Consider the following 23,535-nt stretch of genomic DNA (forward strand, 5'->3'; position numbering starts at 1 on the left):
TATATGAAGAGCCCCCTGCTGACCCTGCCCGGCGCCGTCCCCGCCGAGGGCGTGGACGAAGGCGTCGCCGCCCACTACGGCGATCTGTTCCGCGAGCAGCGTGCCCTCGCCGACGGCACCGGATTCGTGGACCTCTCGCACCGGGGGGTCGTCGCCGTCACCGGCGAGGACCGGCTGGCGTGGCTGCACCTGCTGCTCACCCAGCACATGAGCGAGCTCCCCGCGGGCCGGGCCACCGAGGCGCTGATCCTCTCCGCGAACGGCCACATCGAGCACGCCCTGTATCTCGTCGACGACGGCGAGACGGTCTGGGCCCATGTCGAGCCGGGCACCCAGGACGCGCTGATCGCGTACCTGGAGTCGATGAAGTTCTTCTACAAGGTCGAGGTCGCCGACCGCACCGCCGACACCGCCGTGGTCCACCTCCCGGCCGGCTCCATCGCCGAGGTGCCGCAGGGCGTCGCCGTACGGGAGACGCCGCACGGCCGGGACCTGTTCCTGCCGCGCGCCGACCTGGAGGCGTTCGCCGGGCAGGCCGGGCCGCCGGCCGGGATCCTGGCCTACGAGGCGCTGCGCGTGGAGCAGCACCGGCCCCGGCTCGGTTTCGAGACCGACCACCGGACCATCCCGCACGAGCTGGGCTGGATCGGCTCGGCGGTGCACCTGCAGAAGGGCTGCTACCGGGGGCAGGAGACGGTCGCCCGTGTGCAGAACCTGGGCAAGCCGCCGCGCCGGCTGGTCTTCCTGCACCTGGACGGCAGCGAGGTCCATCTGCCGGTGGCCGGCACCGAGGTCCGGCTCGCGGACGACGGCCCCGACGGCCGGAAGATCGGCTTCATCACGACCTCCGCACGCCACCACGAGCTGGGGCCGGTCGCCCTCGCGCTGGTGAAGCGGAACGTGGGCGTCGACGCCCGGCTGGTGGCCGGGGACACGGCCGCGGCCCAGGAAGTCGTCGTCGAGCCGTAGGTCTTGAAGGTCTTCGCGCCGTAAGTCGTCGTCGCGCCGTACGACTTGTAGACCTTTCGGGTCAGATTTCGATCTGCACGGTGAACGGGCCGTCGTTCGTCAGTGATACGCGCATCGCCGCCCCGAAGCGGCCCGTGGCCACCGTCGCGCCGAGCGAGCGCAGCTGGGCCACCACCTCGTCGACCAGCGGCTCGGCCACATCGCCGGGGGCGGCGGCGTTCCAGGTGGGGCGGCGGCCCTTGCGGGCGTCTCCGTAGAGGGTGAACTGGCTGATCACCAGGAGCGGGGCGTCGATGTCGCTGCACGACTTCTCGTCGTGCAGCATGCGGATCGACCACAGCTTGCGGGCCAGCTGGGCCGCCTTCTCCTTGGTGTCCTCGTGGGTGACGCCGACCAGGACGCACAGCCCCTCGCCCTCGATCGCGCCCACGGTCTCGCCGTCCACGACGACGCTCGCGCCGTCCACCCTCTGCACCACTGCTCGCATACGTCCATCATGCAGGGCGGTGAACGTCACGCCGCGGGTGGTGTGCGCATGGCACGAACGGGTGGTTTGCGCAAGACGCCAACGGGCCCTGCTCGGCCGTATTTTGCTGCTTAACCGCCCATCTGGGGTCTATCGGGGGCACTCGTTCCCATAGCGGCCACTTGGGGTGGCACGATGCATGCACACACCGGTCGAGGGGACGGTTGAGGCACATGAGCACATCAAGCACCGGGCAGCAGTCGGGGGCTGTCTGGTCGACGTACACGGGGATCGGGGCGACGGAGTACCACCGGCCGCCCACACAGCGCACGGACAGCCCGCAGCTGCCCTCGGACGCTCCCGAGTCCGATCAGACCGCGCTGAGCCTGCCCGAGCTGCGCACCCTGCGCCGCGAGGCCCAGCGCGACGAGGCCGATCTCAGCTATGTACGGCGGCTGCTGCAGGGGCGGATCGACATCCTGCGCGCGGAGCTGGCACGGCGCACACCGGCGGAAGCGGCCGCCGTCGCCGTACCCGCGGAGACGTCCGTCGTCGAGCGGCTGGCGGAGATCCTGCGGGACGCCCCGGCCCGGCACCGCTCCTCCGCCCGTCACGTGACCCTGGGCACCCCGCAGGGCGAGGAGTCCCGGCGGCTGGCCGCGGAGATGCTCGGCGAGGTCCAGCTGTCCGACCTGGACGCGCGCACGGACCTGGAGCTGAACACGGCGACGGGCCGGCTCGTGCGCTACGAGCAGCAGGTCTCCCGACGCCGCCAGCGGCTCCAGCGCACGGCCGACGAGTGCAGCGCGGAGATCGCCCGCCGCTACCGCGAAGGGGAGGCGCAGGTCGACGACCTGCTGGTCTGAGCCGCTGCCGGACAGGGGAGGGCCGGCGCACGGAAATCCGCGCGACACCGACCGGCCCTCCGCCTAGCGTGAGGCCATGACCCGCGACGCCGACATCGACATACGCCCCATCGCCGAAGCCGAACACGCCGAATGGCTGCGTGCCGTGCACACCGGCTTCCTGCGGGGGCCGGTCGTCTCCGCCGAGGAGATCGAGGGCCGTCGCCAGAAGTTCGTCCCGGGGCGCTTCCTCGGCGCATTCGACGGCGGCCGGTGTGTGGCGACGTTCCGGTCGTTCGAGCAGCAGCTCACGGCCGTGGGCGGGGCGAGCGTGCCGGCCGACGCCGTCACGGGGGTCACCGTCACCCCCACCCACCGCCGCCGCGGGCTGCTCAGCCGGATGATGGCGCGGGACCTGGCGGCCGCGAAGGACCGCGGGGACGTCGTCGCGACGCTGATCGCAGCCGAGTACCCGATCTACGGCCGCTACGGCTTCGGGCCCGCGACCTGGATGTCCGAGTGGACGGTCGATGTGCCGCGCACCGGCCTCGACGCCCGCTGGGCGGGCCCGGCGGACGGCGGGCGGATCGACCTGGTGGACGGCGACGACGTCCGCAAGCTCGGCCCCGAACTGCACGAGCGGCTGCGCCGCACCCAGCCCGGCGTCATCGACCGCGACGAGCTGTGGTGGAAGCTGAACACCGGCGTCGTGACGTTCGACCCGGCCTGGAAGATGCCCTTCTTCGCCGTGTACCGCTCGGCGTCCGGCGAGGTCGAGGGCATGGCCGCCTACGAGGTCGACGACCACTGGGGCGAGGCCAAGCAGCCGTTGAACACGGCGACCGTGCAATGGCTGATCGGGGTGACGCCGGCCGCGGAGCGGGCCCTGTGGCAGTACCTCTGCTCCATCGACTGGGTCGTGAAGGTGAAGAGCGGCTGGCGGGCGCCCGACGACCTGCTCCCGCACTTCCTGCCGGATCCGCGGGCGGCCAGGATCACCTCGCAGGCGGACTTCCTGTGGGTGCGGATCCTGGACGTCGTACGGGCGCTGGAGGCGCGGACGTACGAGGGGGAGGGGACGCTGGTGCTGGAGGTCGCCGGTGTGGACGGTCTGACCGGCGGGCGGTACCGGCTGGAGGCATCCGCCGCGGGGGCGTCCTGCGAGCCGACCACCGAGAGCGCGGAACTCGCTGTGGAGATCGGCGAGTTGGGTGCGCTGTGGCTGGGGGACGAGTCGGCGGTGCGGCTGGCGGCGCTGGGGCGGGTGCGGGAAGAACGAGCGGGCGCCGCCCGGAAGGCCGACGCCCTGCTGCGTACGTCCAGGCGGCCTTGGTGCCCGGACATGTTCTGAGCCGCTCCCTTCTGTACACACCGACCGGGCTCCCGGCTCCCCTCCGGAAGGGAGGCCCGTCGGTGGAAGGTGGATGGCAAAGTTGGCGACCAACTTCACTGTACTTATAGCCGCTTGGAAGCGTCTCATAACCACCCTGCACTGAACTGCCGGAAGATGGCGGGAAGTTGTACTGTTTGGTTGTGGACCCGGAACACACCTCCGCCAATGGGCGGAAGAGGTCGCAACGGCCACAGAAAACACATCAAGAGGTGGCCGACGAACTGCGCGCCCGGATCAGGTCAGGAGCGCTGCGGTCCGGTGAGCGCATGCCGACGCAGGCGCAGCTCGCCGACGAGTTCGGCGTCGAGCGCGGTGCCGTGCGCCAGGCGCTGCGCATCCTGCAGTCCGAGCAGCTGCTCACCAACGTGTCCAAGGGCAGCCCGGCGACCGTCGCCTCCGACCTCGCCAGGGCGCTGACCGGCCCGCAGGCCCCGCCCGTGCCCACGACCGTGGGCCTGGCGCCCCGGATCGCGACGGCGTTCGCGGCGGAGCACGTCGAGATCGACGCCGTGTGCCTGACCTCCGTCTCCCTCACGCTGGCGATCGGCGAACCCCTGCGGCAGATCCACGCGGGACGGCTGAAACCGGCCAAGGTCGACGTCCGGGTCCTGCTGCCCAGCCGGCACATCGACCTCGCCTTCCCGGTGCCGGTCGGGGGGCGCGGCGACGACTGGGTGCACGAGCGGTGGCTGGCGATGCGCAACGCCCAGGGGCAGGTCCTCCAGCACAATCTGCTCGCCCTGCGCGCCACGCACGGCATCGATGTGCACGTCACGTTCCGGGCGCTGCCCTTCACCCCGCCGGTGAAGCTGTACCTGCTCAACGGCTCGGAGGCGCTGTTCGCGTACTACACGCTGACGCGCCGGGAGGCCGAGATCGACCATGAGCAGAGGGAGATGTACGACGCGCGGGGCACCCAGTCGATGCTGTTCTCCTTCCGGCAGGGCCCCGGCCTGCGCGACACGACCTTCGTCGAGCAGTCGCACCTGTGGTTCAACGCACTGTGGGAGACGATCAGTTCGGAGCTGGTGCTCACGAGCTGATGTCTCCCACGGGGTGTTCCGGTGTGGCGCGGTGACTCACAGGGTGGTCCGCAGCACCAGCAGGGCGAGCACGACGGCTCCGGTGGAGCTGACCGCCGAGTTGTTGGACTTGAGCCCCACGGTGAGGAGCAGCAGGCCGACGATGCCGACCGGACCGTACTTCCACTGGACGAACTGCTCGAAGGCGACGACTGCGATGGCGGCGAGGAGAGTGAGGGCGGGCATTGGTTTCCCCCTTCGGAAGTCCGGAAGCAAAACTTCCGCCAACTCAAGGGAGTTGGCAACCAACTCTGATTAAGTTGTCCCCACTTGGCCCCTACTCATAAACAACTTTCAAACAACTCCCGCCAGATGGATCAAAGTTGTAGCGTTTGGTCGTGACCCAGGAGAACGTGGCAGTGAACGGCAGCAGAAGGTTCTCGCCCCAGGAGATCGCCGACAGCCTGCGGGAACGCATCCGCACGGGTGAGCTCAGGCCCGGGGACCGCCTGCCCACCCAGGCCGACCTCGCGGAGGAGTTCGGCGTGGAACGCGGCGCCGTCCGCCAGGCCCTGCGCGCCCTCCAGGAGGACGGTCTCCTCACCAACGTCAGCAAGGGCAGCCCCCCGCGGATCGCCGCGCCCGCTCCGGCCCGGGGCGAGCCCCAGCCGACGATGGTCGCTCTGGCGCCCCGCCTCACGGAGGCGTTCTCCGCACGCCGCGTCCGCGTGGACGTGGTCTGCCACACCGCGGAGACCCTGATGGTCGCCATCGGCGAACCCCTCCGCCTGATCCACGAGGGCCGAATCCACCCCGAGTCGATCGACGTCCGCATCCTCGTCCCGTCCCGGGACATCGAGCTGGCCTTCCCCGTCCCGGTGGAGGCCCACGGCGACGACAACCCGGTCCACCAGCGCTGGCTGGCCATGCGCAATGCGCAGGGGCAGGTGCTCCAGCACAACTTCCTCGCCCTGCGCTCCACCCATGGCATCGATGTCCATGTCACGTTCCGGGCGCTGCCCTTCACCCCGCCGGTGAAGCTGTACCTCCTCAACCAGGAGGAGGCGCTGATGGGCTACTACATGCTGACCAGGCGCGAGGAGGAGTGGGGCAGCAAGACCCTGGACATGTACGACGTCCTCGGCTCCCAGTCCCTCCTCTTCTCCTTCCTGAAACGAGCCGGCCAGCGGGACGCGGCGTTCGTCCAGGAATCCCAGAAGTGGTTCGACGCCCTCTGGGAAACCATCACGACGGACCTGACACTCTCCTAGTGACTTCTGATACGGCGCAGACTGGTGCGGTGACAGTCCAGACGGAAAGCGATCCGCACGAACTCCGGAATCTGATCAGACGCGCCCGCGTCGTGCTGTGGGACTTCGACGGGCCCATCTGCCGCCTGTTCGCCAACCACTCGGCGGAACGGGTGGCGAGGGACCTGGTCTCCTGGCTGGAGGGCCGGGGGCTGCACGGGCTGCTGACGGAGAGCGAGCGAGAGTCCCTGGACCCGCAAGTGGTGCTGCGCGCCGTGGACCGCCGGCACCCCGGCAGCGATCTCGTCGCCGATCTGGAGGCACGGCTCACCCAGGAGGAGCGGCTGGCCGCGGCTTCGGCGATGCCGACCGCGTACGCGGACCCGCTGATCCGTACCTGGACCGCGGTGGGGGCCCGTCTGGCGATCGCCACCAACAACTCCCCGCTCGTGGTGGGCGAATACCTCACGAGCCGCGGCCTCGTCCCCTGCTTCCACCCCCACATCTACGGCCGCACCCAGGAACTCCACCATCTGAAGCCGGACCCGCACTGCCTCAACCGGGCCCTGAGCGCGATGGGCGCGGCGCCGTCCGACGCCCTGATGATCGGCGACGCGCCCTCCGACCACGAGGCGGCGGCACGGGCCGGGGTGCCGTTCCTGGGCTACGCGAGCAACGAACGCAAGGCCAAGATCCTGAGGGCGGCCGGGGCCGACGCGGTCCTGACGTCCCTGGAACCGCTGCTGGCGCTGCTGCGCGCGTGAGACGCGAGCCGGTCGCGGCGCGAGGGGCTCAAGGGGCGGCCGGGTGTAGCATTCGCGCACCGCGCACCGATTGAGTCAAACGCCTGTCCTCGTTCGTATCCCCAGGGCAACCAGCCACCATAGAACGAGTTCACGCCGTCTCATGCAGATGGGTGGCAAACCACCCGTAATGGCTCACCTGCCATGCGCGGCACCGGCCGCGAACCTACGGTTTGCCATACCGTCCTCCCCTTCTCGTACTTCCGGAGCGGCCAGTGGGCGCACCTCCTCTTCCCCGTCCCTTCCTCGGGGAGCGCGCCTCGCACGACGCCGCGTACCGGGCCTTCGCCAGGCTGGCCGCCGAGCTGGGCCAGGCGAGCGGCGGCCATCACCACCGGAATTTCGTCCTGCCGTTGACGGAGGGCCTGGCCCCGCTGGTCGGACGTGAGGCGGGGACGTCCGTGACCGTGCGTGTCCGGCGGCCGGACGCGCTGCCCGTGGTCATCCGGACCTGGGAGAACGAGGCGGAGATCCTCAAGGCCGTCCGGGGGATCCTGCCGCATGCGCCGGAATGCCTGGTCGAGCGGAGCGATTTCGCGATCCACAGCTTTGTGGAGGGCGTACCTCTCTCCAGCGTCTGCGACAACGGCAAACCCGTCGACACCCTGATCGTCGAGGCGCTGGCCGGTCTGCTCGCCCGACTGGCCCAGGTACGGCGCGGGGCACTGCCCGCCCTGCCGTCCGCCTGGCCCCGCAACGACATGGACAGCCAGGGCTTCCTCCAGACGCTGGCCCGGCTGGCCGACCGGCAGATCAGGCGGCCCAACGCGGCGGCCTTCGGCGGGCTGTTCGCGGCGCTGGGCATCCCGGAGGACGCTCTCACCGGACTGGCCGGGCGGGTCCCCGCCATGGCCCGGCGGCCGTACAGCCTGCTCCACACCGATCTGCACCGGGACAACGTGATCGTGTCCTACGAGGGGGACCCGCCCCTCATCTGTGTCGACTGGGAGCTGGCGACCTACGGCGACCCGCTGCACGACCTGGCCACGCACCTCGTCCGCATGCGGTACCCGGCCCATCAGTGGGCCGGGGTGGTCGACGCGTGGGCCGAGGCCATGCAGGAGGTCCGGCCGGCCGCCGTCAACGGACTGGCCAAGGACCTGCGGCACTACCTGGCGTTCGAGCGGGCCCAATCGGTGTTCCCCGACGTGATGCGGGCCGCCCGGTCCCTCGAGGAATCGTTCACGCCGACGAGCCTGGACGAGGCGACGGCCCGGGTGCGACGGGCCCTCGACACGGCGGCTGAGCCGCTGCGGCTCGGGAGCGTGCCGCGTGAGGGCGAGATCAGGCGGGTCCTCTTCCGCTGGCTGGTGTCGCGCGGGAACACGGACATCAGCGGCCGGGCCTGGATCGCGAAGGCCTTCGAGTGGCGGCCCGACCGGCGTGTTCCGGAGCGCCCCGACTTCTCGTCCGCGGTGGTCCGGGAGGCGTTGCTGGCAGAGGGGGCCGCCCCCGCGGGCAGGGTCTTCAAGGGGACCGCGCACCTGAACACGGTGGTGTCGGTGCCGGGCCTCGAATCCCCCGTGGTCGTACGGCGGAAGCTGCCCGACGTGTGCCGCAGGGAACGTGGCTTCCTCAGCGAGCACACCGTGCTGCGCGCGATCGAGGACTGGTCCACCGAGGTGGCGGCGCCGAGGGTGCTCGCGCTGGGCGAGACCTTCCAGAGCGGCACCATCGCCGTCCACACCTACGTCGGACCGCGTGACGCCGACCGGCCCCCCGACCACCCCGTCCACGGACTGCTGCCGCACGAGGCGGACGGCCTGGTGGACCAGCTGGACGCCCTGACGCGGGTGCGGTACAAGCAGATCGATCCGACCGCCGGTGAGGGTGCCTTCCACCGGTGGCTGCGGGACCAGCTCGTCTCCCTCGTACGGGATCTGCCGAAGGAGTCGCAGCAGCTGGCCCGGCATCTCGGGCTGCCCGACGCGGACCGGTTGCGGCTGATCCTCTCCCGGCACGAGGTGAGCCGGCGGGAGCCCGCCCTGCTGCACGGGGACCTGAACCCCTGGAACCTCGTCCGGCGTGACGACCGCTTGGCGCTGACCATCATCGACTGGGAGATGGCCGTGGTCGGCGACCCCCTCTACGACCTCGTCCGGCACATGCACCTCACGCCGACCCGGCCGGAGATCCGGGACCGGATGTTCCGCCGCTGGGAGCGGCGGCTGCCCGCCGAGTACACCCGCGACTGGCGCAAGGACTGGCGGGTGTACCGCTCGCTGGAGATCGTGCGGTCCGCGTACGTCGATCTGGACCGCATCGTGACCGGCGCCAGCCTGGACGCCCCGAACGTGCGGCGCGCGGTGGACTCCTACGCGGTGACGCTGGCGGTCGCCACGGGCTCGCTCGGCCTCCCGGTCAGGTCCACGGTGAACCCGTACCTCGCCCGCGCCCTGGCGTAGCCACGGCCCCTGCGTAGGCTCGCCCCATGAGCGAGACCGGGCTGCGTGAGCGCAAGAAGCGGCGGATGTACCAGGTCGTGTCGGACGTCGCGGTGCGGCTCTTCCTGGAGAAGGGGTTCGACGCGGTGTCGGTCGCCGAGGTGGCGGCGGCGGCCGAGATCTCCAAGCCGACGTTGTTCCGGTACTTCCCGGCCAAGGAGGATCTGGTGCTGTACCGGATCGCCGACCACGAGGGGGAGGCCGCGCGGGTGGTGGCCGGGGCGGAGGGGGCGCCGGTGGAGGCGTTGCGGCGGCACTTTCTGGAGGGGCTGGAGCGGAGTGACCCCGTGACCGGGCTCAACGACCATCCTCAGGTGCTCGCCTTCCATGCCCTGCTCTACGGGACGCCCTCCCTGGTCGCCCGTGCGCACACGCACCAGGAGCGGTCGGAGGCCGCGCTCGCCGAGGTGCTCGGGGGTGATCTGGACGCGCGGCTGGCGGCCGGGCAGCTCATGGCCGTACTGCGGGTGCTCGCGCTGGAGAACTGGCGGCGGATCGCGGCGGGGGAGCGGGTGGCGGACGTGCGGGGGGATGCGGTGGCGGCGGCGGAGCGGGCGTTCGGGTGGCTGGCCGCCGGGCTGCCACCCGTCGGCCGTTCAAGGCTTCACGGTGAGAGTGAGTAATAAATTTAACTCGGTTACATTTTTTGGCGTACGCTCGGTGGAATGACGTCGACCGAACCTGCCCTTCAGCACGCACTCGACCGGGAACGCGCCCATCACGAGCGCTGCCGCGCCGCCCTCGCCGCGATGGTCGAGGGAGCCGGTGAACAGGTCGTCATCGGGGAGGACGTGTCGGCGTCCGGGGCTGACGCGGAGGTGCTCGGGTACCGGCTGCGCAGCCATGCCAAGGCCTTGCGCGAACTGCCCGAGGGGCCGTTGTTCTTCGGGGCGCTGGAGTTCGAGGGGGCCGGTGGGCGGTTGCACATCGGGCGGCTGCGCATCTCCGAGCACCCGGCCGAACCGCCCCTCGTCGTCGACTGGCGCGCACCCGTCTCGCGGGCCTTCTATCAGTCCTCCGCCCGTGATCCGCAGGGCGTCGCCGTGCGCCGGCGGTTCGGGTGGGCGGCCGGCAGTCGCGGGGACTCCGGCGATCTCACGGGCCTGGAGGACGAGCGCCTGGGGCAGGGGGAGGCCAGGGCCAGCGCGATCGTCGCCCGGGAGATCGAACGGCCTCGCGTCGGGCCCATGCGGGACATCGCCGCGACCATCCAGCCCGAGCAGGACGACCTCGTACGCGGGGACCTGGCGATGTCGGTGTGCGTGCAGGGCGCGCCGGGCACCGGCAAGACGGCCGTCGGCCTGCACCGGGCCGCGTATCTGCTCTACACGCACCCGCAGCGCATCCGGCGCGGCGGTCTGCTGATCCTCGGGCCCAACCGCACGTTCCTGTCGTACATCGCGGAGGTGCTGCCCGCCCTCGGCGAGACGGGGGTGCGGCAGTCGACGCTCGCCGAGGAGATCGCCCGGTGGCCGGTCCGGGGTACCGACGACGAGTCCGCCGCCGTCGTCAAGCACGACGCCCGGATGGCGGAGGTGCTGCGACGGGCGCTGTACGCGCGCGTGCGCACCGCGGGGGCGGGCTCGCTCGCGGTGCCGGACGGGTCGTACCGCTGGCGGGTGCCGGAGGCTGAGCTGGCGCGGATCGTCGCGGATGTACGGCAGGAGGAGCCGCCGTACGGGGTCGGGCGGGAGCGGGTGCGGGCGCGGATCGTGCGGTGTCTGCGCGAGCGGGTGGAGCGGCGGGCCGGTCCGCCGCCGAACGCCTGGGTGCGCCGGGTCGAGCGGTCCCGGCCGGTGTCCGCGTACCTCGACGCCGTCTGGCCCCGGGTGCGGCCGGAGGAGGTCGTGGCCGAACTGCTCACCGACCGCGAGGCGTTGACGGGGGCGGCCGACGGTCTGCTGGACGGCGCCGAACAGCGGGCGCTGCTGTGGCGCACGCCGCCCCGGTCGTGGAAGTCGGCCCGCTGGTCGGCCGCCGATCTGGTGCTGCTCGACGAGGTGGCCGGGCTGATCGAGCACCCGGAGGGGTACGGGCATGTCGTCGTCGACGAGGCGCAGGACCTGTCCCCGATGGAGTGCCGGGCCATCGCCCGCCGTGCGCCCTTCGGCTCGCTGACGGTTCTGGGCGATCTGGCGCAGGGGACGACGCCGTGGGCGGCACGGTCGTGGCAGACGGTCCTGGCGCACCTGGGGAAACCGGACGCGGCCGTGGTCGAGCTGACCGTCGGATTCCGTGTGCCGCAGGCTGTCGTAGGCCTCGCCAACCGGCTGCTGGAGCGGCTGGACGTGGACGTTCCGGAGGCCCGTTCGCTGCGCGGGGACGGGGAGTTGCGGATGCGGGAGACGGACCCGGGCGGGGTGCCGGCGGCGGTGGTGGACGCCGTACGGGACGCGCTGGGGCAGGAGGGATCCGTCGGGGTCGTCGCGACGGACGCGGACCTCGCCCGGGTGCGGGCGGCCCTGGACGCGGCCGGTGTCGAGGCGGCGGGGCCCGGGGAGCTCGGCGCGCGGGTGTCCCTGGTGCCGGCGAGCGTGGTCAAGGGACTCGAGTACGACCATGTCGTGGCCGTCGAGCCGGCGGCGATCGCCGAGGCGGAGGAACGGGGGCTCCACCGGTTGTACGTGGTGCTGACGCGGGCCGTGACGAGGCTGGAAGTGGTGCACGGGAGGCCGCTGCCGTTCTAGACACGGGCGCGTGCGGGGTGGTCAGGGTCCATGTCATGGCGGACACAGACGCGTTCACGGACATCCCCGCCACCACGCCGGCCGATCTGCTGGGCCGCGGGCAGGTCATGGACATCGGGATCCGGCCCCTGTGGGGGCCGGTGCCGCGGGTGGCCGGGCCTGCCTTCACCGTGCGGTGCCCTCCCGGCGACAACCTGATGCCGCACGCCGCGATCTACCGGGCCGAGCCCGGCTCGGTCGTCGTCGTGGAGTCAGGCGACCTGGACTACGCGCCGGCCGGTGGCAACGTCTGCGCCGTCGCCCAGCGCCGCGGCGTCACCGCGTTCGTCCTCGACGGGCTGATGGTGCCCGCAGGGAAGAGGTGCTCACCGTGACCCGCGCCAAGCCGGCGAAGGAGGCCGCGGAGACCCTGGACGACTGGGAGTCGTCCCACCGCGCGCGTCGACAAAGCCCTGGCGGAGCAGGGCTTCGGGGGCCTCGAAGACTACTGAGCGGGCTCAGTGTTGCGCGAACGGGCCCTTCTCGGTGAAGGCCAGGGCGCCGAAGCGTTCGCCGATACGGCGGTGGGTCGCGGCGTCCGGGTGGACGTGGTCGGGGAGGGGGAGTTCGGCCGCGTCGGACTCGCCGTAGAGGTCGAGGCCGTCGAGGTAGTGGAGGTTCGGGTCGTCGGCCGCGCGTTGCCGCACGATCCGGGCCAGTTCCTCCCGGATGACGCCGAGCGTGAGCTTCCCGGTGGCCTTCTCCGCCGGGTCGCCCATGGCGGCGAACAGCAGTCGGCCGTTGCCGATCTCGCTGAGGTCCGGGGCGGTGGGGCCGGGGGTGTCCTCGTGGATCGCGCAGTGGATGGGGGAGACGACCAGCAGCGGGGTGTCGGGGTGCCCGTCGCGGATCGTGTCGAGGAAACCGTGCACGGCCGGGCCGAAGGCGCGCAGCCGCATCACGTCCCCGTTGACGATGTTGATGCCCACCTTGACGCTGATCAGGTCGGCCGGGGTGTCCCGCATGGCACGCGCGGTGAACGGGTCGAGCATCGCGCTGCCGCCGAAACCGAGGTTGACCAGTTCCACACCGCCCAGGGACGCGGCGATCGCGGGCCAGACGGCCGTGGGGCTCGCGGCGTCGGAACCGTGGCTGATCGAACTGCCGTGGTGCAGCCACACCCTGCGGCCCCGGTCCGGCAGCGGCTCCACGGGCGCGTCGGTGCGCAGGGCGACGAGCTCGGTGGTCTCGTTGTGCGGCAGCCAGATCTCGACGTCCTTCTCGCCCGCGGCCAGACCGGTGAAGCGGACGGTGCCCACCGGGCCCGGCGTGACCTCGCCCTCCCAGGTGGCCATGTCGACCGTGAGGACGTTGCCGCCGGTCCCCGAGGCCTGCCCGGCCGGGCGGCCGTCGACGACCAGGTCGTACAGGCCGTCCGGGCGGGACGGCAGGCCGACGTAGTCGCGCTTGGTGCGCAGCGTGTCGAGTTCGACGGCCGTCGCGGCGGTACGGAAGGCCAGCCGTACGCCGGAGGGCTGGGCCTCGGCCATGGCGAGCTGGGCGTTGGTGTTCTGGGCGCGGGCCCGGGCGGGCAGCCGGTGCGGGAGCAGGCCGTGCTCGGTGCGCTCCAGGTCGAGGGCGCCGCGCAGCAGGTCCGCCGTGAGCGGAGTGGTGATCCAGTCGTGCTCGGTGTGCATGGTGTCAGCCTCGGGGATCCGTAGGGGGCGCGGGCCAGTTGCGCAGCAGCGTGTCGAGGGCGTCGATGATCCGGGCCCAGGTGGCGTCGGTGTCGGGGGCGCTGTGGCTGAACCCGCCGCCCAGCTCCAGGCTGACGTACCCGTGGAAGACGCTGCCCAGCAGCCGTACCGCGTGGGTCTGGTCCGGTTCCGTCAGGTCGTAGCCGCGCAGCAGGGCCCGGGTCATCTGCGCGTGGCGGACGCCGGCGCTGGCGGCCGCCGTCTGCGGGTCGAGCCGCAACTGGGCCGCGGCGTAGCGGCCGGGGTGTTCCCGGGCGTAGTCGCGGTAGACGTCGGCCAGCGCCGCCAGGGCGTCCTTGCCGGCCCTTCCGGCCAGGGCGTCGGCGGCCCGGTCGGCCATGTCCGCGAGCGCCAGCAGGGCGATCCTGGTCCGGAGGTCCTGGGAGTTCCTCACGTGCGAGTACAGGCTCGCGACCTTGACGTCGAAGCGCCGGGCGAGCGCCGAGACGGTCACCTCGTCGAAGCCGACCTCGTCGGCGAGTTCCGCGCCTGCCTCGGTCAGTCGCTCCGGCGTGAGTCCCACGCGTGCCATACGGCGCCTCCCTTCTGCCTGAAGGGATTGTGCATCTGCCTAATACTTTTAGGCAAGTGTCACTAGGCGTTAGGCATCCTGGAGGGTGCGCCGGGCGGGCGTACGCAGCCTCAGCCTCCTGCCCCGCCTGGTCAGGCCCCAGGGCTTCAGGACCGAGATCACCGTCATGAAGACGTAGGCGGACAGCGAGACGACCGGTCCCATCAGGACGTCCCCGGCGTCGGGCAGCGGACCGCCCGCGGCGACGGCGGTGACCGCGGAGTTCACCCCGGGGCGCAGGGCGAACACCGTGGCGGTGGTCGTGGCGAGGGTCAGCCAGAACTTCGTCCAGACCCACCGGTGCCGCGCCAGACCCCACGCGGTCCCCAGCGACAGCACCAGACCGCTGAGGAGCGTGAGGAACGCGACGGGGAGCAGCAGCCAGTCGGCGAAGAGCTTCATGGCCCGGACGGATGCCTCGACGGTCACGGCGGACCCGGTGGTGGCCGCGGTGATGCCGAGCGCGAGCAGCCCGAGCGTGAGCCCGAGCCAGCTCGCGGAGGCGATGACGTGGACGACCAGCACGGTCCGGCGGGCGGGGCGGCTGAGTTTCGGGTTCATGGGGAACACGCTGCCGGGGCGGCGGGGTGAGGTCGTCTTTCAGCGGGAGTAAACCGGCGTACTCGCGTCGGCGTACGGGGGGTGTCAGTGCCGTCGTCTAGCTTCGCGGCATGACCGAGCCCTCCTACCTCACCGCCGTCCGGGAGTCCTACGACACCGTCGCCGCCGACTACGTCCGACGCGTCAAGGAACCGGCCGAGCTGGACCCCGTGTCCCGCGCGATGCTGGCCGCCTTCGCCGAACTCGCACGGCCTCTCGGGCCGGTCGCCGACCTGGGCTGCGGCCCGGGCAAGGTGACGGCGCACCTGGCCGCGCTGGGCGTGCCGGTGTTCGGCGTTGACGTGTCACCGAGGATGGTCGAACTGGCCCGGGCGGCGTATCCGGAACTCCGTTTCACCGTCGGCTCGATGACCGCACTGGAGATCGGCGACGGCGAACTCGGCGGCATCCTGGCGTACTACACCGTCCACCACACCCCGCCGCGGTGGCTGCCCACCGTGTTCGCCGAGTTCCACCGCACCCTCGCACCCGGCGGCCGGCTGATGCTGGCGGGCCATGTGGGCAACGGCGAGCACCTGCGCCCGACGCGCGCGTACGGCGACCATCCGGTGTCCTACGAGTCGCATCTGCTGCCGCCGGACCGGATCGCGGAACTGCTCCGGCAGGCGGGGCTGGTGGTCATGACGCGGGTGGTGCAGGAACCGGAGGGAGGGTCGAAGAGGCAGGCGGGCACGTTCCTGGCGTACAAGCCGCGGTAGCCGCGGGCCGGTCAGCCGTTGGGTATCCACACCCGCAAGGGGCCGACCGGCTCGAAGCCGTACCGGAGAGCGACCGTCAGATCGTCACCCTGCTCGTATCCGACGACGGGCAGGGTGGGGAAGAGCCGGGCGAGCGCGTGCAGGACGACCGGCCAGGCGGCGTCGGGCCCGCCGTCCCGTGCGAAGACGTTGGAGACACCGACGACGTGCTCGCTGCGGCTCGCGACCGCTCCGGCGGCGATACGGCCGTCGGCGGCCCGCCCCAGGATCACGAAGGTCTCCGGGTCGGCGAGCAGCTCGGGCCTGAAGAGGCCCGTGTTCCCGCCGCCGGCGTCCCAGGCCAGCGCCCAGGCGCGCAGCGAGCCCGGATCGTCCACGACGTCCCAGGCGAGGTCCGGCATGGGCGCGGGCGCCCCCGCCGGCCGGTGGATCCACCACGCCTCGAACAACACCCGGAACCCGGCCTCCGCCAGCTCCAGGTCGGCGAAACTGTCCTTGACCGAGGCGCCGGGCGAGGCCGTGTCGATCCGCGCCACGAGCACGTCCCCGTCGGCGCCCGGCTCCAGCGTCACGGCATCGGGGTAGTAGAGCGGCGTCCGGACCCGGGCGGCCCAGGCCTCGTCCCCGAACCCGCCCACCACCCCGTGCGTCCGGCACATCACCGCGCACCACTCGGCGTTGTTCCGGGCGGCGGCTCGGACGAGGAACTGCTGCGAAGTCGTCGTCACGACTGCGGATCATGACGGCACCCGCCCCGACTCGTCGAACGATTTAGCGACCGACCGCTTCTAGGGTGTGCAGGGCCAGAGTCCCCAGCGAGCGGCCCGGAGGCGCCATGACCCCGCTGATGAAGTTGAGCGCGATCACCCTGGACTGCCCTGATCCGCTCGCCCTGGCGGCGTTCTATCAGGAAGCCACCGGACTTGGACTCCACCCCGAGTCGGACGCCGAGTTCGCCGCGCTGGACGGTGAGGGCGGGTTCGACATCGGGTTTCAGCGGGTCGACGACTACCGAGCTCCGAGCTGGCCCGGCCAAGTCGTACCGCAGCAACTGCACTGCTGAAGACCCGCGCGAGCGGAGTGAGGGCGTCCCAGCGGCGGACGGCCCAGCCGACCGGGAGCGGGGGCAGGTCGGGGATGGGGACGAGGCGGAGGGGACCGTCACCCGGTGTCTCCCAGCCGGGCAGGACGGGCACGACGGCGTGACCGAGGCCGAGTTCCGCCAGCAGGAGGGCGGTGTTCCAGTCGGCGACGCTCGTGCCGGAGCTGCTCCGGATGCCGAGTTCGGCGAACGCGGCGTCGAGGCGGGCACCCGACGTGGAGTTCTCGGGAAGCCGGATGAGGCTGATGTCGCTGAACTCGGCCGTGCTGACACAGGGCCGGTCCGCGAGCGGATCGTCGGAGCGGACGGCCAGGACCCAGGGCAGGGAGACGACGGGGCGCTGCTCGATACCGCGCACCGGGCCGTCGATGGTCACCCAGGCGAGGTCGAGGTTGCCGGCGGTGAGGGCGTCGAAGCAACTGCGGCTGGAGGTCTCCGTCCGAAACTCCAGACGGCGAGGTCTGTCTGGCCCTGCCTGGCGGACCCGAGGCGATCGACCGCCAGTTCGCGCGGTGGGTGGGAAGGGAGTTCGAGTGGTCAGCGAGCCGCGCGATGAGGTATTCGGGCGCACGTTCGTCGTCGCGGACCCGGACGGCATTCTGATCCGAGTCGCCCCCGTCGACTTACCACGGCTGCCGCCACGCGGCTGTCTCAGCCGACCTGGAGAGATCCGCGATGGGTCCGCGTCGCCTTCCTCAGCGACGGCCCAGGAGCTCGGAGATCCGGATGAACCCGTCAGCGCCGTGGCCCTGTCCGATGGCTCTGCGGGCCAGGCCTTCTGCCGCGCGCATCACGCCCGCGTCGATGCCGTGGGCCTCGGAGGTGTGGACGATATGGGCCATGGACGACGCCGCTGAGGTGAGAGGGTTGCCCTCGCCGGAGAACGTTCCGTCGTCCACTTCCTCCGCGAGCTCTTCGAAGACCGGCGGGAGTATGTCGCCGATGCCCTTGGCGAATGGCGCCAGCTGCCGCGCTGTGACCCCTTCCGCTCGCGCCACCGCCAGAGCGTGGGCATAGCCCGCCATGGCGGTCCAGAAGATGTCGAGCAGCGCGATGTCGTAGGCCGCCGCTCGCCCGATCTCCTCGCCGAGGTGGGTGTGAGTGCCGCCCAGCGCGTCCAGGACGGGCTGGTGCTCACGGTAGAGATCCTCCGGGCCGCTGTGGAGGAACACAGCGGCCGGAGTGCCGATGGTCGTGGTCGGTGTCATGATCGCGCCGTCCAGGTAGCGGACACCGTGCTCAGCCGCCCACGCTGCGGTATCTCGGGCCCGGGCCGGCGTGTCGGCGGTCAGATTGACCACTGTGCGCCCCTTGAGCGCGCCGGTGACCACCTCCCGCCGCAGGATGGCGTCCACCGCGTCGTAGTTCACCACGCAGACCACGGTCAGGCCGCTGGCGGCAACCGCTTCCTCGGCCGACCGGACGCTGACCGCGCCCCGCGCGACCAGCTCCCCGTCCCGGCCCGGCGTCCGGTTCCAGACCGTGGTTCGCAGGCCGCCCGCCAGGAATGAGCCCGCCAGGGATCGGCCCATCGGCCCCAAGCCGAGGACGGTGACGGCAGACTGTTCGGTGTGTGAGGACATCTCTCAACTCCCATGGAAAATATCGGCAATAGGTGATGAATGGGGCGAAAATGACGCGCAGCCGTGCCCAGGACCCGAATGTCTGTGGGGTAACCGCCGCGATCGCTGTGATCGACGGAAAGTGGAAGACGGCTCTGCTCTGGCTGCTGGAATCCGGTCCGCACCGCCCGGGTGAGCTGCGTCGGCGGCTGCCGGGCCTCAGCGAGAAGGTGCTGACTCAGGCGCTCCGCGAGATGGAGGCCGACGGGCTGGTGCACCGAGAGGTGCACGACGTGCTTCCGTTGAAGACCATGTACTCCTTGACCGCGTTCGGTCGAGAACTCTCCGAGGCGCTGGCTCCCCTCTCCGATTGGGGCCACCGCCGCCTGGAGAAGCTCACCGAGGCCCAGCCGGCCTCATGACGCATCGCCTCGTCCCCCCGTCCACCTGGATCTGACGACCCTCCGGCCGTCCCTCACCCAGCGTCGCCCCGTTGGCGTCCCTCGCCAAGTACCCACAAAAAAGTGGCTACTTCGCAAGAGGTGGGGGCGCGCGCCCTACCGTGCCCTGGACCTCCCGGGTGGCGGCCAGGGCATCGGGATCAGCCACCCGGTGGCTGGTCAGCGCCAGTCGTCGATCACATACGCGTCGGGGTGGCTGTACCCGGGTTCGTTGGGCCTGTGCATGGTCACGCCCTGCAACCAGGTGCGGAAACCGCGGTCGATCATGCGCCGGTAGGCGTCCGGGCGGCCCAGGTTCATGCCGGCGTCCAGTTGCCCCAGCCCGCGCTCGGCGGCCAGCCGCTCGCACGCGTCGAGCAGTCGCTCGAACCGGTCGGCGGCCTCCGGACCAGGACGTACGGCGCCGAATTTGACGAAGCACACGTCCGTACCGGCCTCCGTCCCGGCTCCGCAGTGGCAGACGGCCAGGCCGTCGAGCTCGGAGCCGGCGCCCTGGAGCAGGATGGTGTCACCGAGTCCCTGCGCGTGCGCGGCCGCGATCTCGCGTTCCAGGCTCAGGCCCTCGTACACGGCTCCGGTCAGTGCGCGACAGAGGCTCAGCGCTTCGGGCCGCTCGGCGGCGGGCAGTTCGCTGTAGAGCACCCGGCCGGGGACTGCGGCACCCTCTGTGACCTGCTTCTTCATGATGGCTGTGAGGAATCGGGGCCAGAAGCCGTACCGGCGGTAGAGCTCAAGATGCTTGGGACTGTGCGCGAAGGTGAACAGGCCGAGGTGGCGATTCCCCCAGGCGTCGAAGCGGTCGATGACCGGCTCCATCAGACGCCTGCCGATGCCCTGGTCCCACAGATCCGGACGTACGGTCAGCGGTCCGAAGAACCCGACGCTGCCCCAGTCGGCGGCGAAGGTCGATCCCACCACTTCGCCCTCGACCGTCGCCGCGAACGCCGCCTGTGGATCGGCCGCCCAGCGGGTGCGGACGTAGTCGACGGTCCCGAACGGATCAGGTGCCCCCAGGAAGGTCCCGAAGGCCGCCCCGCAGATCTCATCGGCCCGATCCAGGTCCGCCTCATCCAGCGGGCGGACCGATACCGGGGCCGCGCCGCCCTTGCGCTCCGCTGCTGGTAGGGCCATCACTCTCTCCTTCCTGCCCCCGTTCCATCGCACCACGGAGGTGCGCCGCAGGCGAGGTGGGTCAGAGCGGACTGCCTCGACTGCGGCCGCGTGGCGCGGCGCACTATTGCAAGCGGGTGCTTGCAATAGTTAGCGGGGTGCGGCACTGTGGAGGCATGGCATCGCTCAACGTCGGCAATCTCGGTGACTACCTGCGCGAGCAGCGGCGCAACGCGCAGCTGTCGCTGCGGCAGCTCGCCGATGCCGCCGGGGTGTCCAATCCGTATCTGAGCCAGATCGAGCGCGGGCTGCGCAAGCCGAGCGCGGAGGTGTTGCAGCAGGTCGCCAAGGCCCTGCGGATCTCCGCCGAGACGCTGTACGTCCGGGCCGGCATTCTCGACGCCGAGCGGGACCGGGACGAGGTGGAGACGCGTGCCGTCATCCTCGCGGACCCGACGCTGAACGAGCGGCAGAAGCAGGTGCTGCTGCAGATCTACGAGTCCTTCCGCAAGGAGAACGGGTTCGGGAGCGGCAACGGCTCCGGCGGCTCCGACGACGGCGCCGCCGTCGTCGAGGCCGTGGTCGGAGAAGGCGCGGCGGATGTGGACGGGGACGCTCCGGACGGCGGCACCGAGATACGCAGACGGACCCGCACGGCCGACGGCGGCCTGCCCGCCGAGGACCGTATCCACGAGAGAGACGGCGGTGCGTCGGCCGCTCGTCGGACCCGCAAGGAATCCGGCGGTACGCCCGCGGCCCGCCGCACCCGCAAGGAGACCGGCGGTACGCCCGCCGCTCGCCGCACCCGCAAGAACGCCGGCGGTACGTCCGCCGCCCGCCGGCCCCGCAAGGCCACCGGCGGCAGTGACACCGACCCGCAGCAGACGGCCGGCTGAGCCGGACCAGGGCACCGGCCGCTCCGCTGCGGATCACACCACCCTCAGCCGAACCCTCAAGCGAGACAGAATCCGGGAGGACCCTCACCATGGCCATCACCGACGACCTGCGCAAGACCCTCAGCGACCCGACTCCGCTCTACTTCGCCGCCGGCACCGCCGACCTCGCCCTCCAGCAGGCGAAGAAGGTGCCCGCCCTGGTGGAGCAGCTGCGGGCCGAGGCTCCGGCGCGGATCGACGCCGTACGCAACACCGACACCAAGGCCGTCCAGGAGAAGGCGTCCGCCCGGGCCAAGGAGGCCTCCGCCCGCGTCAAGGAGACGCAGGAGACCCTGCAGACCAAGGTCACGGGGTTCATCGGCTCCCTCGACGCCGACTTCAAGAAGCTCGGCAGCAACCTCGACGCCGACCTGAAGAAGTTCGGTGAGAACGCCCAGGACTTCGCGCTGCGCGGGGTCGGCGTGGCCGCCGAGTACGCCGTCAAGGCCCGGGAGACCTACGAGAAGGTCGCCGAGCACGGCGAGCAGGCCGTGCGCACCTGGCGCGGCGAGGCCGCCGAGGGCATCGAGGACGTCGCCGAGGGCGTCGAGGAGCTGGCCGTGGCCGTCGAGCCGAAGCCCGAGCCGGTCGAGGTGAAGGAGGAGCCGGCGAAGCCGGCCACCGCCGCTTCGGCGAAGAAGGCCCCGGCCAAGAAGGCTCCGGCGCGCAAGACCACCACGGCCAAGAAGACCACCCCGCCGGCCAAGTAGGACGGCAGCCGCCGTATCAAGGGCGGCAACGCACACGGGCCGGGCACCCTGGGGGTGTCCGGCCCGTTGTACGGGTACGGTGACCGCGTAGGGACGAGCCGAGTCTGGTGGTGGATGTTGTGCTGATGCAGGGCTTCACAGGGTTGATGTGGCTTCTGAGCATGGCCCTGATCATTTTCAGCGGCTTCGCGCTGTTCGACGCCGCCGTGCGGCGGGAGGACGCGTACCGCGCGGCCGACAAGAAGACCAAGCTGTTCTGGCTGATCATCCTCGGTCTGGCCTTCGTGGTGAACCTGCTCTTCCCGATCCTGTCGTTCCTGCCGATCATCGGGCTCATCGCGACGATCGTGTACATGGTCGACGTCCGCCCGGCCATCCGCGCGCTCCCCGGCGGCGGCCGCAGCCGGCGCGGTTCCAGCAGCGACGGCCCGTACGGCCCCTGGAACGGCGGCCGGTAAGCCGCCCCTCGGCAAGCGTCGCAGCCCGGGCTACGGCATCCGGTCAGCGCCGGATCCCGGGGCTACGGCACCCGGTCCAGCAGCAGAACCGCCACGTCGTCCGTCAGCTCGCCACCGTTGAGGGCGCGCACCTCGTTCACCGCCGCCCGCAGCAGCCGCTCGCCCCGCAGCCCCTCGGCGAACTGGCGGCGGATCATCTCGGTCATACCGTCCTGGCCGAGCCGCTCCCGGCCCTGGCCGATATGGCCCTCGATCAGGCCGTCGGTGTAGAGCATCAGGCTCCACTCGGCACCCAGCTCCACCTGCATACGCGGCCAGCGCGCACCCGGCAGCAGCCCGAGGGCCGGTCCGTTGTTGTCGTACGGCAGTAGGCGGGCCGGTTTGCCCGGGCGGGCCAGCAGCGGCGAGGGGTGACCCGCCAGGCACAGGCCCGCGCGGCGGCCGTCCGGCGCGATGTCCACCGTGCACAGCGTCGCGAAGATCTCGTCGTCGGCCCGCTCGTGCTCCAGCACCTGCTGGAGCGTGCCCAGCAGCTGGTCGCCGCACAGACCCGCCAGCGTCAGCGCCCGCCACGCGATCCGCAGCTCCACGCCGAGGGCGGCCTCGTCCGGGCCGTGGCCGCACACGTCACCGATCATCGCGTGCACGGTGCCGTCCGGCGTGCGGACGACGTCGTAGAAGTCACCGCCGAGCAGGGCGCGCGAGCGGCCCGGGCGGTAGCGGGCGGCGAACCGCAGCGGAGAGCCCTCCAGCAGCGGGGTCGGCAGCAGACCGCGCTCCAGGCGGCGGTTCTCCTGCGCCCGCAGGCGGCCCTCGGCGAGCCGGCGCTCGGCCGACTCGGAACGCTTGCGCTCCACCGCGTAGCGGATCGCGCGGCTCAGCAGCCGGCCGTCCAGCTCGTCGCGGAACAGGTAGTCCTGGGCGCCCACGCGCACCGCCTCCGCGCCGCGCTCGGCGTCGCCCGACGCGGTCAGCGCCAGGACGGCATGCCGGGGCGCGAGCTCCAGCACGTGCTTGAGCACGGCGAGCTCGTCCTCGGAGTCGCCGTGGCCCGGCGCCGGCAGCGCGAGGTCCAGCAGGATGCAGTGGACGTCGTCGGTCAGCAGCCGCCCGGCCTCGGTCAGATTGCGGGCCGTGCGGACGCGGATCGGCTTGCCTGCCTGGTCGAGCAGGTCCTGCGCGATCGGCGAACCGGCCGGATCGTCCTCGATCAGCAGCAGCGTCAGGTTGGTGTGAGCGGTGTTGTTCTCCACCTTGTCCGTGGTGTTTCCGGCGGTGTCCGGCGTGCGCGGGGCCGCGGCCGAGGCGTCCTTGACGGAGTCCTCGGCGGAGCCGCCGCACTTGGACGCGGCCTGCGCCTGACCACTTTCCACGGCCGGGATCGCTCTCTGCCGCGGTATGGGTACGGGCATTGTCTTGGGTTCCTTCCCTCCCCCCGAGGGCATGGCGGGGGCGAGGGACCTCGACCCACCGACGGGGACCATAGCGGGTGTCGGCGCCGCATAGGAATGGTGTGAGCCACGCCGCTGCGCCATCGGCCAGTGTCATATGCCGCGATATGTACCGCAGTTGGACAGGCCGGAGATGCTGTGGAGATGACGAACGTCACGCCGACACCGCATCGGTCGGGAGGCCCGGCGTGCGGTGGGTCACGTGGGTCGTGTCACCAAAGGTGCCTGATGTCCGATATGT

At 71.5% G+C, this 23,535-nt stretch carries 23 protein-coding genes and 3 pseudogenes; 16 read left to right on the forward strand and 10 right to left on the reverse strand.

Annotation, left to right across the window (positions count from 1 at the left end; translation table 11 throughout):
* The first annotated feature begins 3 nt into the window (after positions 1–3).
* Entirely contained in the window at positions 4–969 is a 966-nt protein-coding gene (locus tag ACFT4A_RS27225) for a YgfZ/GcvT domain-containing protein (protein WP_382834685.1), read from the forward strand.
* A gap of 61 nt (positions 970–1,030) precedes the next feature.
* On the opposite strand, the gene dtd is transcribed toward ACFT4A_RS27225, so the two are convergent.
* The gene (gene dtd / locus ACFT4A_RS27230) at positions 1,031–1,456 is read right to left on the reverse strand and encodes a D-aminoacyl-tRNA deacylase (protein ID WP_030242984.1); all 426 of its coding nucleotides are present in this window, start codon (positions 1,454–1,456) and stop codon (positions 1,031–1,033) included.
* A 212-nt stretch (positions 1,457–1,668) separates the two neighbouring features.
* Here dtd and ACFT4A_RS27235 point away from each other — a divergent pair, with 212 nt between their 5' ends.
* The 3 genes from ACFT4A_RS27235 to ACFT4A_RS27245 all read left to right on the forward strand — a co-directional run bounded on the left by ACFT4A_RS27235 (position 1,669) and on the right by ACFT4A_RS27245 (position 4,716).
* On the forward strand, positions 1,669–2,301 hold the full coding sequence (locus tag ACFT4A_RS27235; protein WP_382834688.1) for an aerial mycelium formation protein: 633 nt from the start codon (positions 1,669–1,671) through the stop codon (positions 2,299–2,301).
* Between the two features lie 76 nt (positions 2,302–2,377).
* Complete coding sequence (locus ACFT4A_RS27240; protein WP_382834691.1) at positions 2,378–3,631, forward strand: GNAT family N-acetyltransferase; 1,254 nt, start codon at positions 2,378–2,380, stop codon at positions 3,629–3,631.
* A gap of 176 nt (positions 3,632–3,807) precedes the next feature.
* Complete coding sequence (locus ACFT4A_RS27245; protein ID WP_382834694.1) at positions 3,808–4,716, forward strand: FadR/GntR family transcriptional regulator; 909 nt, start codon at positions 3,808–3,810, stop codon at positions 4,714–4,716.
* Positions 4,717–4,752: 36 nt separating this feature from the next.
* Here the strand turns inward: ACFT4A_RS27245 and ACFT4A_RS27250 are convergent, their stop codons facing one another.
* Complete coding sequence (locus ACFT4A_RS27250) at positions 4,753–4,941, reverse strand: hypothetical protein (RefSeq protein WP_382834696.1); 189 nt, start codon at positions 4,939–4,941, stop codon at positions 4,753–4,755.
* 146 nt (positions 4,942–5,087) lie between these two features.
* Here ACFT4A_RS27250 and ACFT4A_RS27255 point away from each other — a divergent pair, with 146 nt between their 5' ends.
* From ACFT4A_RS27255 to ACFT4A_RS27280, 6 genes and pseudogenes are all read left to right on the forward strand, one after another.
* Entirely contained in the window at positions 5,088–5,966 is an 879-nt protein-coding gene (locus tag ACFT4A_RS27255; RefSeq protein WP_382834699.1) for a winged helix-turn-helix domain-containing protein, read from the forward strand.
* A gap of 29 nt (positions 5,967–5,995) precedes the next feature.
* Positions 5,996–6,709: an HAD family hydrolase gene (locus ACFT4A_RS27260; protein ID WP_382834702.1), complete on the forward strand. Its 714-nt coding sequence runs from the start codon at positions 5,996–5,998 to the stop codon at positions 6,707–6,709.
* A gap of 254 nt (positions 6,710–6,963) precedes the next feature.
* Positions 6,964–9,153 carry a phosphotransferase family protein gene (locus ACFT4A_RS27265; protein WP_382834705.1) on the forward strand — a complete coding sequence of 730 codons (2,190 nt, stop codon included), beginning with the start codon at positions 6,964–6,966 and terminating at the stop codon, positions 9,151–9,153.
* A 26-nt stretch (positions 9,154–9,179) separates the two neighbouring features.
* Complete coding sequence (locus ACFT4A_RS27270) at positions 9,180–9,815, forward strand: TetR family transcriptional regulator (protein ID WP_382834708.1); 636 nt, start codon at positions 9,180–9,182, stop codon at positions 9,813–9,815.
* Positions 9,816–9,857: 42 nt separating this feature from the next.
* Entirely contained in the window at positions 9,858–11,879 is a 2,022-nt protein-coding gene (locus ACFT4A_RS27275; RefSeq protein ID WP_382834711.1) for a HelD family protein, read from the forward strand.
* 35 nt (positions 11,880–11,914) lie between these two features.
* Positions 11,915–12,370: pseudogene (locus ACFT4A_RS27280) on the forward strand (RraA family protein).
* 6 nt (positions 12,371–12,376) lie between these two features.
* Here ACFT4A_RS27280 and ACFT4A_RS27285 read toward each other — a convergent pair.
* From ACFT4A_RS27285 to ACFT4A_RS27295, 3 genes are all read right to left on the reverse strand, one after another.
* Positions 12,377–13,555 (reverse strand): GDSL-type esterase/lipase family protein, encoded by a 1,179-nt coding sequence (locus ACFT4A_RS27285; protein ID WP_382834714.1) that lies wholly within the window; start codon positions 13,553–13,555, stop codon positions 12,377–12,379.
* 4 nt (positions 13,556–13,559) lie between these two features.
* A complete protein-coding gene (locus tag ACFT4A_RS27290) occupies positions 13,560–14,147 on the reverse strand; it encodes a TetR/AcrR family transcriptional regulator (RefSeq protein ID WP_376393466.1) in 588 nt (195 codons plus the stop codon).
* Between the two features lie 69 nt (positions 14,148–14,216).
* Entirely contained in the window at positions 14,217–14,747 is a 531-nt protein-coding gene (locus tag ACFT4A_RS27295) for a DUF2269 domain-containing protein (protein ID WP_382834717.1), read from the reverse strand.
* 110 nt (positions 14,748–14,857) lie between these two features.
* On the opposite strand from ACFT4A_RS27295, the gene ACFT4A_RS27300 reads away from it, so the two are divergent.
* On the forward strand, positions 14,858–15,505 hold the full coding sequence (locus tag ACFT4A_RS27300) for a class I SAM-dependent methyltransferase (RefSeq protein ID WP_382834720.1): 648 nt from the start codon (positions 14,858–14,860) through the stop codon (positions 15,503–15,505).
* Positions 15,506–15,516: 11 nt separating this feature from the next.
* Here the strand turns inward: ACFT4A_RS27300 and ACFT4A_RS27305 are convergent, their stop codons facing one another.
* The gene (locus ACFT4A_RS27305; protein ID WP_382834784.1) at positions 15,517–16,164 is read right to left on the reverse strand and encodes a hypothetical protein; all 648 of its coding nucleotides are present in this window, start codon (positions 16,162–16,164) and stop codon (positions 15,517–15,519) included.
* Between the two features lie 176 nt (positions 16,165–16,340).
* Here ACFT4A_RS27305 and ACFT4A_RS27310 point away from each other — a divergent pair.
* Positions 16,341–16,562: pseudogene (locus ACFT4A_RS27310) on the forward strand (VOC family protein); the annotation flags it as partial.
* On the opposite strand, the pseudogene ACFT4A_RS27315 reads toward ACFT4A_RS27310, so the two are convergent.
* Both ACFT4A_RS27315 and ACFT4A_RS27320 read right to left on the reverse strand, forming a co-directional pair.
* Positions 16,546–17,058: pseudogene (locus tag ACFT4A_RS27315) on the reverse strand (LysR family transcriptional regulator substrate-binding protein); the annotation flags it as partial. The pseudogenes ACFT4A_RS27310 and ACFT4A_RS27315 overlap by 17 nt on opposite strands.
* A 244-nt stretch (positions 17,059–17,302) precedes the next feature.
* A complete protein-coding gene (locus ACFT4A_RS27320) occupies positions 17,303–18,190 on the reverse strand; it encodes an NAD(P)-dependent oxidoreductase (RefSeq protein ID WP_382834723.1) in 888 nt (295 codons plus the stop codon).
* A gap of 50 nt (positions 18,191–18,240) precedes the next feature.
* On the opposite strand from ACFT4A_RS27320, the gene ACFT4A_RS27325 reads away from it, so the two are divergent.
* Positions 18,241–18,591: a winged helix-turn-helix transcriptional regulator gene (locus tag ACFT4A_RS27325; RefSeq protein WP_382834726.1), complete on the forward strand. Its 351-nt coding sequence runs from the start codon at positions 18,241–18,243 to the stop codon at positions 18,589–18,591.
* A 198-nt stretch (positions 18,592–18,789) separates the two neighbouring features.
* Here the strand turns inward: ACFT4A_RS27325 and ACFT4A_RS27330 are convergent, their stop codons facing one another.
* A complete protein-coding gene (locus tag ACFT4A_RS27330; protein ID WP_382834729.1) occupies positions 18,790–19,761 on the reverse strand; it encodes a GNAT family N-acetyltransferase in 972 nt (323 codons plus the stop codon).
* 155 nt (positions 19,762–19,916) lie between these two features.
* Here ACFT4A_RS27330 and ACFT4A_RS27335 point away from each other — a divergent pair, with 155 nt between their 5' ends.
* The 3 genes from ACFT4A_RS27335 (at position 19,917) to ACFT4A_RS27345 (ending at position 21,843) form a co-directional block, all read left to right on the forward strand.
* Positions 19,917–20,636 carry a helix-turn-helix domain-containing protein gene (locus ACFT4A_RS27335; protein ID WP_382834732.1) on the forward strand — a complete coding sequence of 240 codons (720 nt, stop codon included), beginning with the start codon at positions 19,917–19,919 and terminating at the stop codon, positions 20,634–20,636.
* Between the two features lie 89 nt (positions 20,637–20,725).
* On the forward strand, positions 20,726–21,385 hold the full coding sequence (locus ACFT4A_RS27340) for a hypothetical protein (protein ID WP_382834735.1): 660 nt from the start codon (positions 20,726–20,728) through the stop codon (positions 21,383–21,385).
* Positions 21,386–21,510: 125 nt separating this feature from the next.
* The gene (locus ACFT4A_RS27345) at positions 21,511–21,843 is read left to right on the forward strand and encodes a DUF2516 family protein (RefSeq protein ID WP_382834737.1); all 333 of its coding nucleotides are present in this window, start codon (positions 21,511–21,513) and stop codon (positions 21,841–21,843) included.
* A gap of 62 nt (positions 21,844–21,905) precedes the next feature.
* On the opposite strand, the gene ACFT4A_RS27350 is transcribed toward ACFT4A_RS27345, so the two are convergent.
* Positions 21,906–23,255: a PP2C family protein-serine/threonine phosphatase gene (locus tag ACFT4A_RS27350; RefSeq protein WP_382834740.1), complete on the reverse strand. Its 1,350-nt coding sequence runs from the start codon at positions 23,253–23,255 to the stop codon at positions 21,906–21,908.
* Between the last annotated feature and the right edge of the window lie 280 nt (positions 23,256–23,535).

It is taken from the genome of Streptomyces sp. NPDC057099, from assembly GCF_042671245.1.
Classification (GTDB): domain Bacteria; phylum Actinomycetota; class Actinomycetes; order Streptomycetales; family Streptomycetaceae; genus Streptomyces; species Streptomyces purpurascens.

What these genes read in the sequence shown, in the direction of transcription:
- ACFT4A_RS27340 (WP_382834735.1), top strand. Translation starts at nt 20,726, where the DNA reads ATGGCCATCACCGACGACCTGCGCAAGACCCTCAGCGACCCGACTCCG.
- ACFT4A_RS27285 (WP_382834714.1), bottom strand. Translation starts at nt 13,555, where the DNA reads ATGCACACCGAGCACGACTGGATCACCACTCCGCTCACGGCGGACCTG.
- ACFT4A_RS27270 (WP_382834708.1), top strand. Translation starts at nt 9,180, where the DNA reads ATGAGCGAGACCGGGCTGCGTGAGCGCAAGAAGCGGCGGATGTACCAG.
- ACFT4A_RS27225 (WP_382834685.1), top strand. Translation starts at nt 4, where the DNA reads ATGAAGAGCCCCCTGCTGACCCTGCCCGGCGCCGTCCCCGCCGAGGGC.
- ACFT4A_RS27320 (WP_382834723.1), bottom strand. Translation starts at nt 18,190, where the DNA reads ATGTCCTCACACACCGAACAGTCTGCCGTCACCGTCCTCGGCTTGGGG.
- ACFT4A_RS27335 (WP_382834732.1), top strand. Translation starts at nt 19,917, where the DNA reads ATGGCATCGCTCAACGTCGGCAATCTCGGTGACTACCTGCGCGAGCAG.
- ACFT4A_RS27345 (WP_382834737.1), top strand. Translation starts at nt 21,511, where the DNA reads ATGCAGGGCTTCACAGGGTTGATGTGGCTTCTGAGCATGGCCCTGATC.
- ACFT4A_RS27305 (WP_382834784.1), bottom strand. Translation starts at nt 16,164, where the DNA reads ATGTGCCGGACGCACGGGGTGGTGGGCGGGTTCGGGGACGAGGCCTGG.
- ACFT4A_RS27240 (WP_382834691.1), top strand. Translation starts at nt 2,378, where the DNA reads ATGACCCGCGACGCCGACATCGACATACGCCCCATCGCCGAAGCCGAA.
- ACFT4A_RS27275 (WP_382834711.1), top strand. Translation starts at nt 9,858, where the DNA reads ATGACGTCGACCGAACCTGCCCTTCAGCACGCACTCGACCGGGAACGC.
- ACFT4A_RS27350 (WP_382834740.1), bottom strand. Translation starts at nt 23,255, where the DNA reads ATGCCCGTACCCATACCGCGGCAGAGAGCGATCCCGGCCGTGGAAAGT.
- ACFT4A_RS27325 (WP_382834726.1), top strand. Translation starts at nt 18,241, where the DNA reads ATGACGCGCAGCCGTGCCCAGGACCCGAATGTCTGTGGGGTAACCGCC.
- ACFT4A_RS27330 (WP_382834729.1), bottom strand. Translation starts at nt 19,761, where the DNA reads ATGGCCCTACCAGCAGCGGAGCGCAAGGGCGGCGCGGCCCCGGTATCG.
- ACFT4A_RS27300 (WP_382834720.1), top strand. Translation starts at nt 14,858, where the DNA reads ATGACCGAGCCCTCCTACCTCACCGCCGTCCGGGAGTCCTACGACACC.
- dtd (WP_030242984.1), bottom strand. Translation starts at nt 1,456, where the DNA reads ATGCGAGCAGTGGTGCAGAGGGTGGACGGCGCGAGCGTCGTCGTGGAC.
- ACFT4A_RS27295 (WP_382834717.1), bottom strand. Translation starts at nt 14,747, where the DNA reads ATGAACCCGAAACTCAGCCGCCCCGCCCGCCGGACCGTGCTGGTCGTC.
- ACFT4A_RS27250 (WP_382834696.1), bottom strand. Translation starts at nt 4,941, where the DNA reads ATGCCCGCCCTCACTCTCCTCGCCGCCATCGCAGTCGTCGCCTTCGAG.
- ACFT4A_RS27290 (WP_376393466.1), bottom strand. Translation starts at nt 14,147, where the DNA reads ATGGCACGCGTGGGACTCACGCCGGAGCGACTGACCGAGGCAGGCGCG.
- ACFT4A_RS27235 (WP_382834688.1), top strand. Translation starts at nt 1,669, where the DNA reads ATGAGCACATCAAGCACCGGGCAGCAGTCGGGGGCTGTCTGGTCGACG.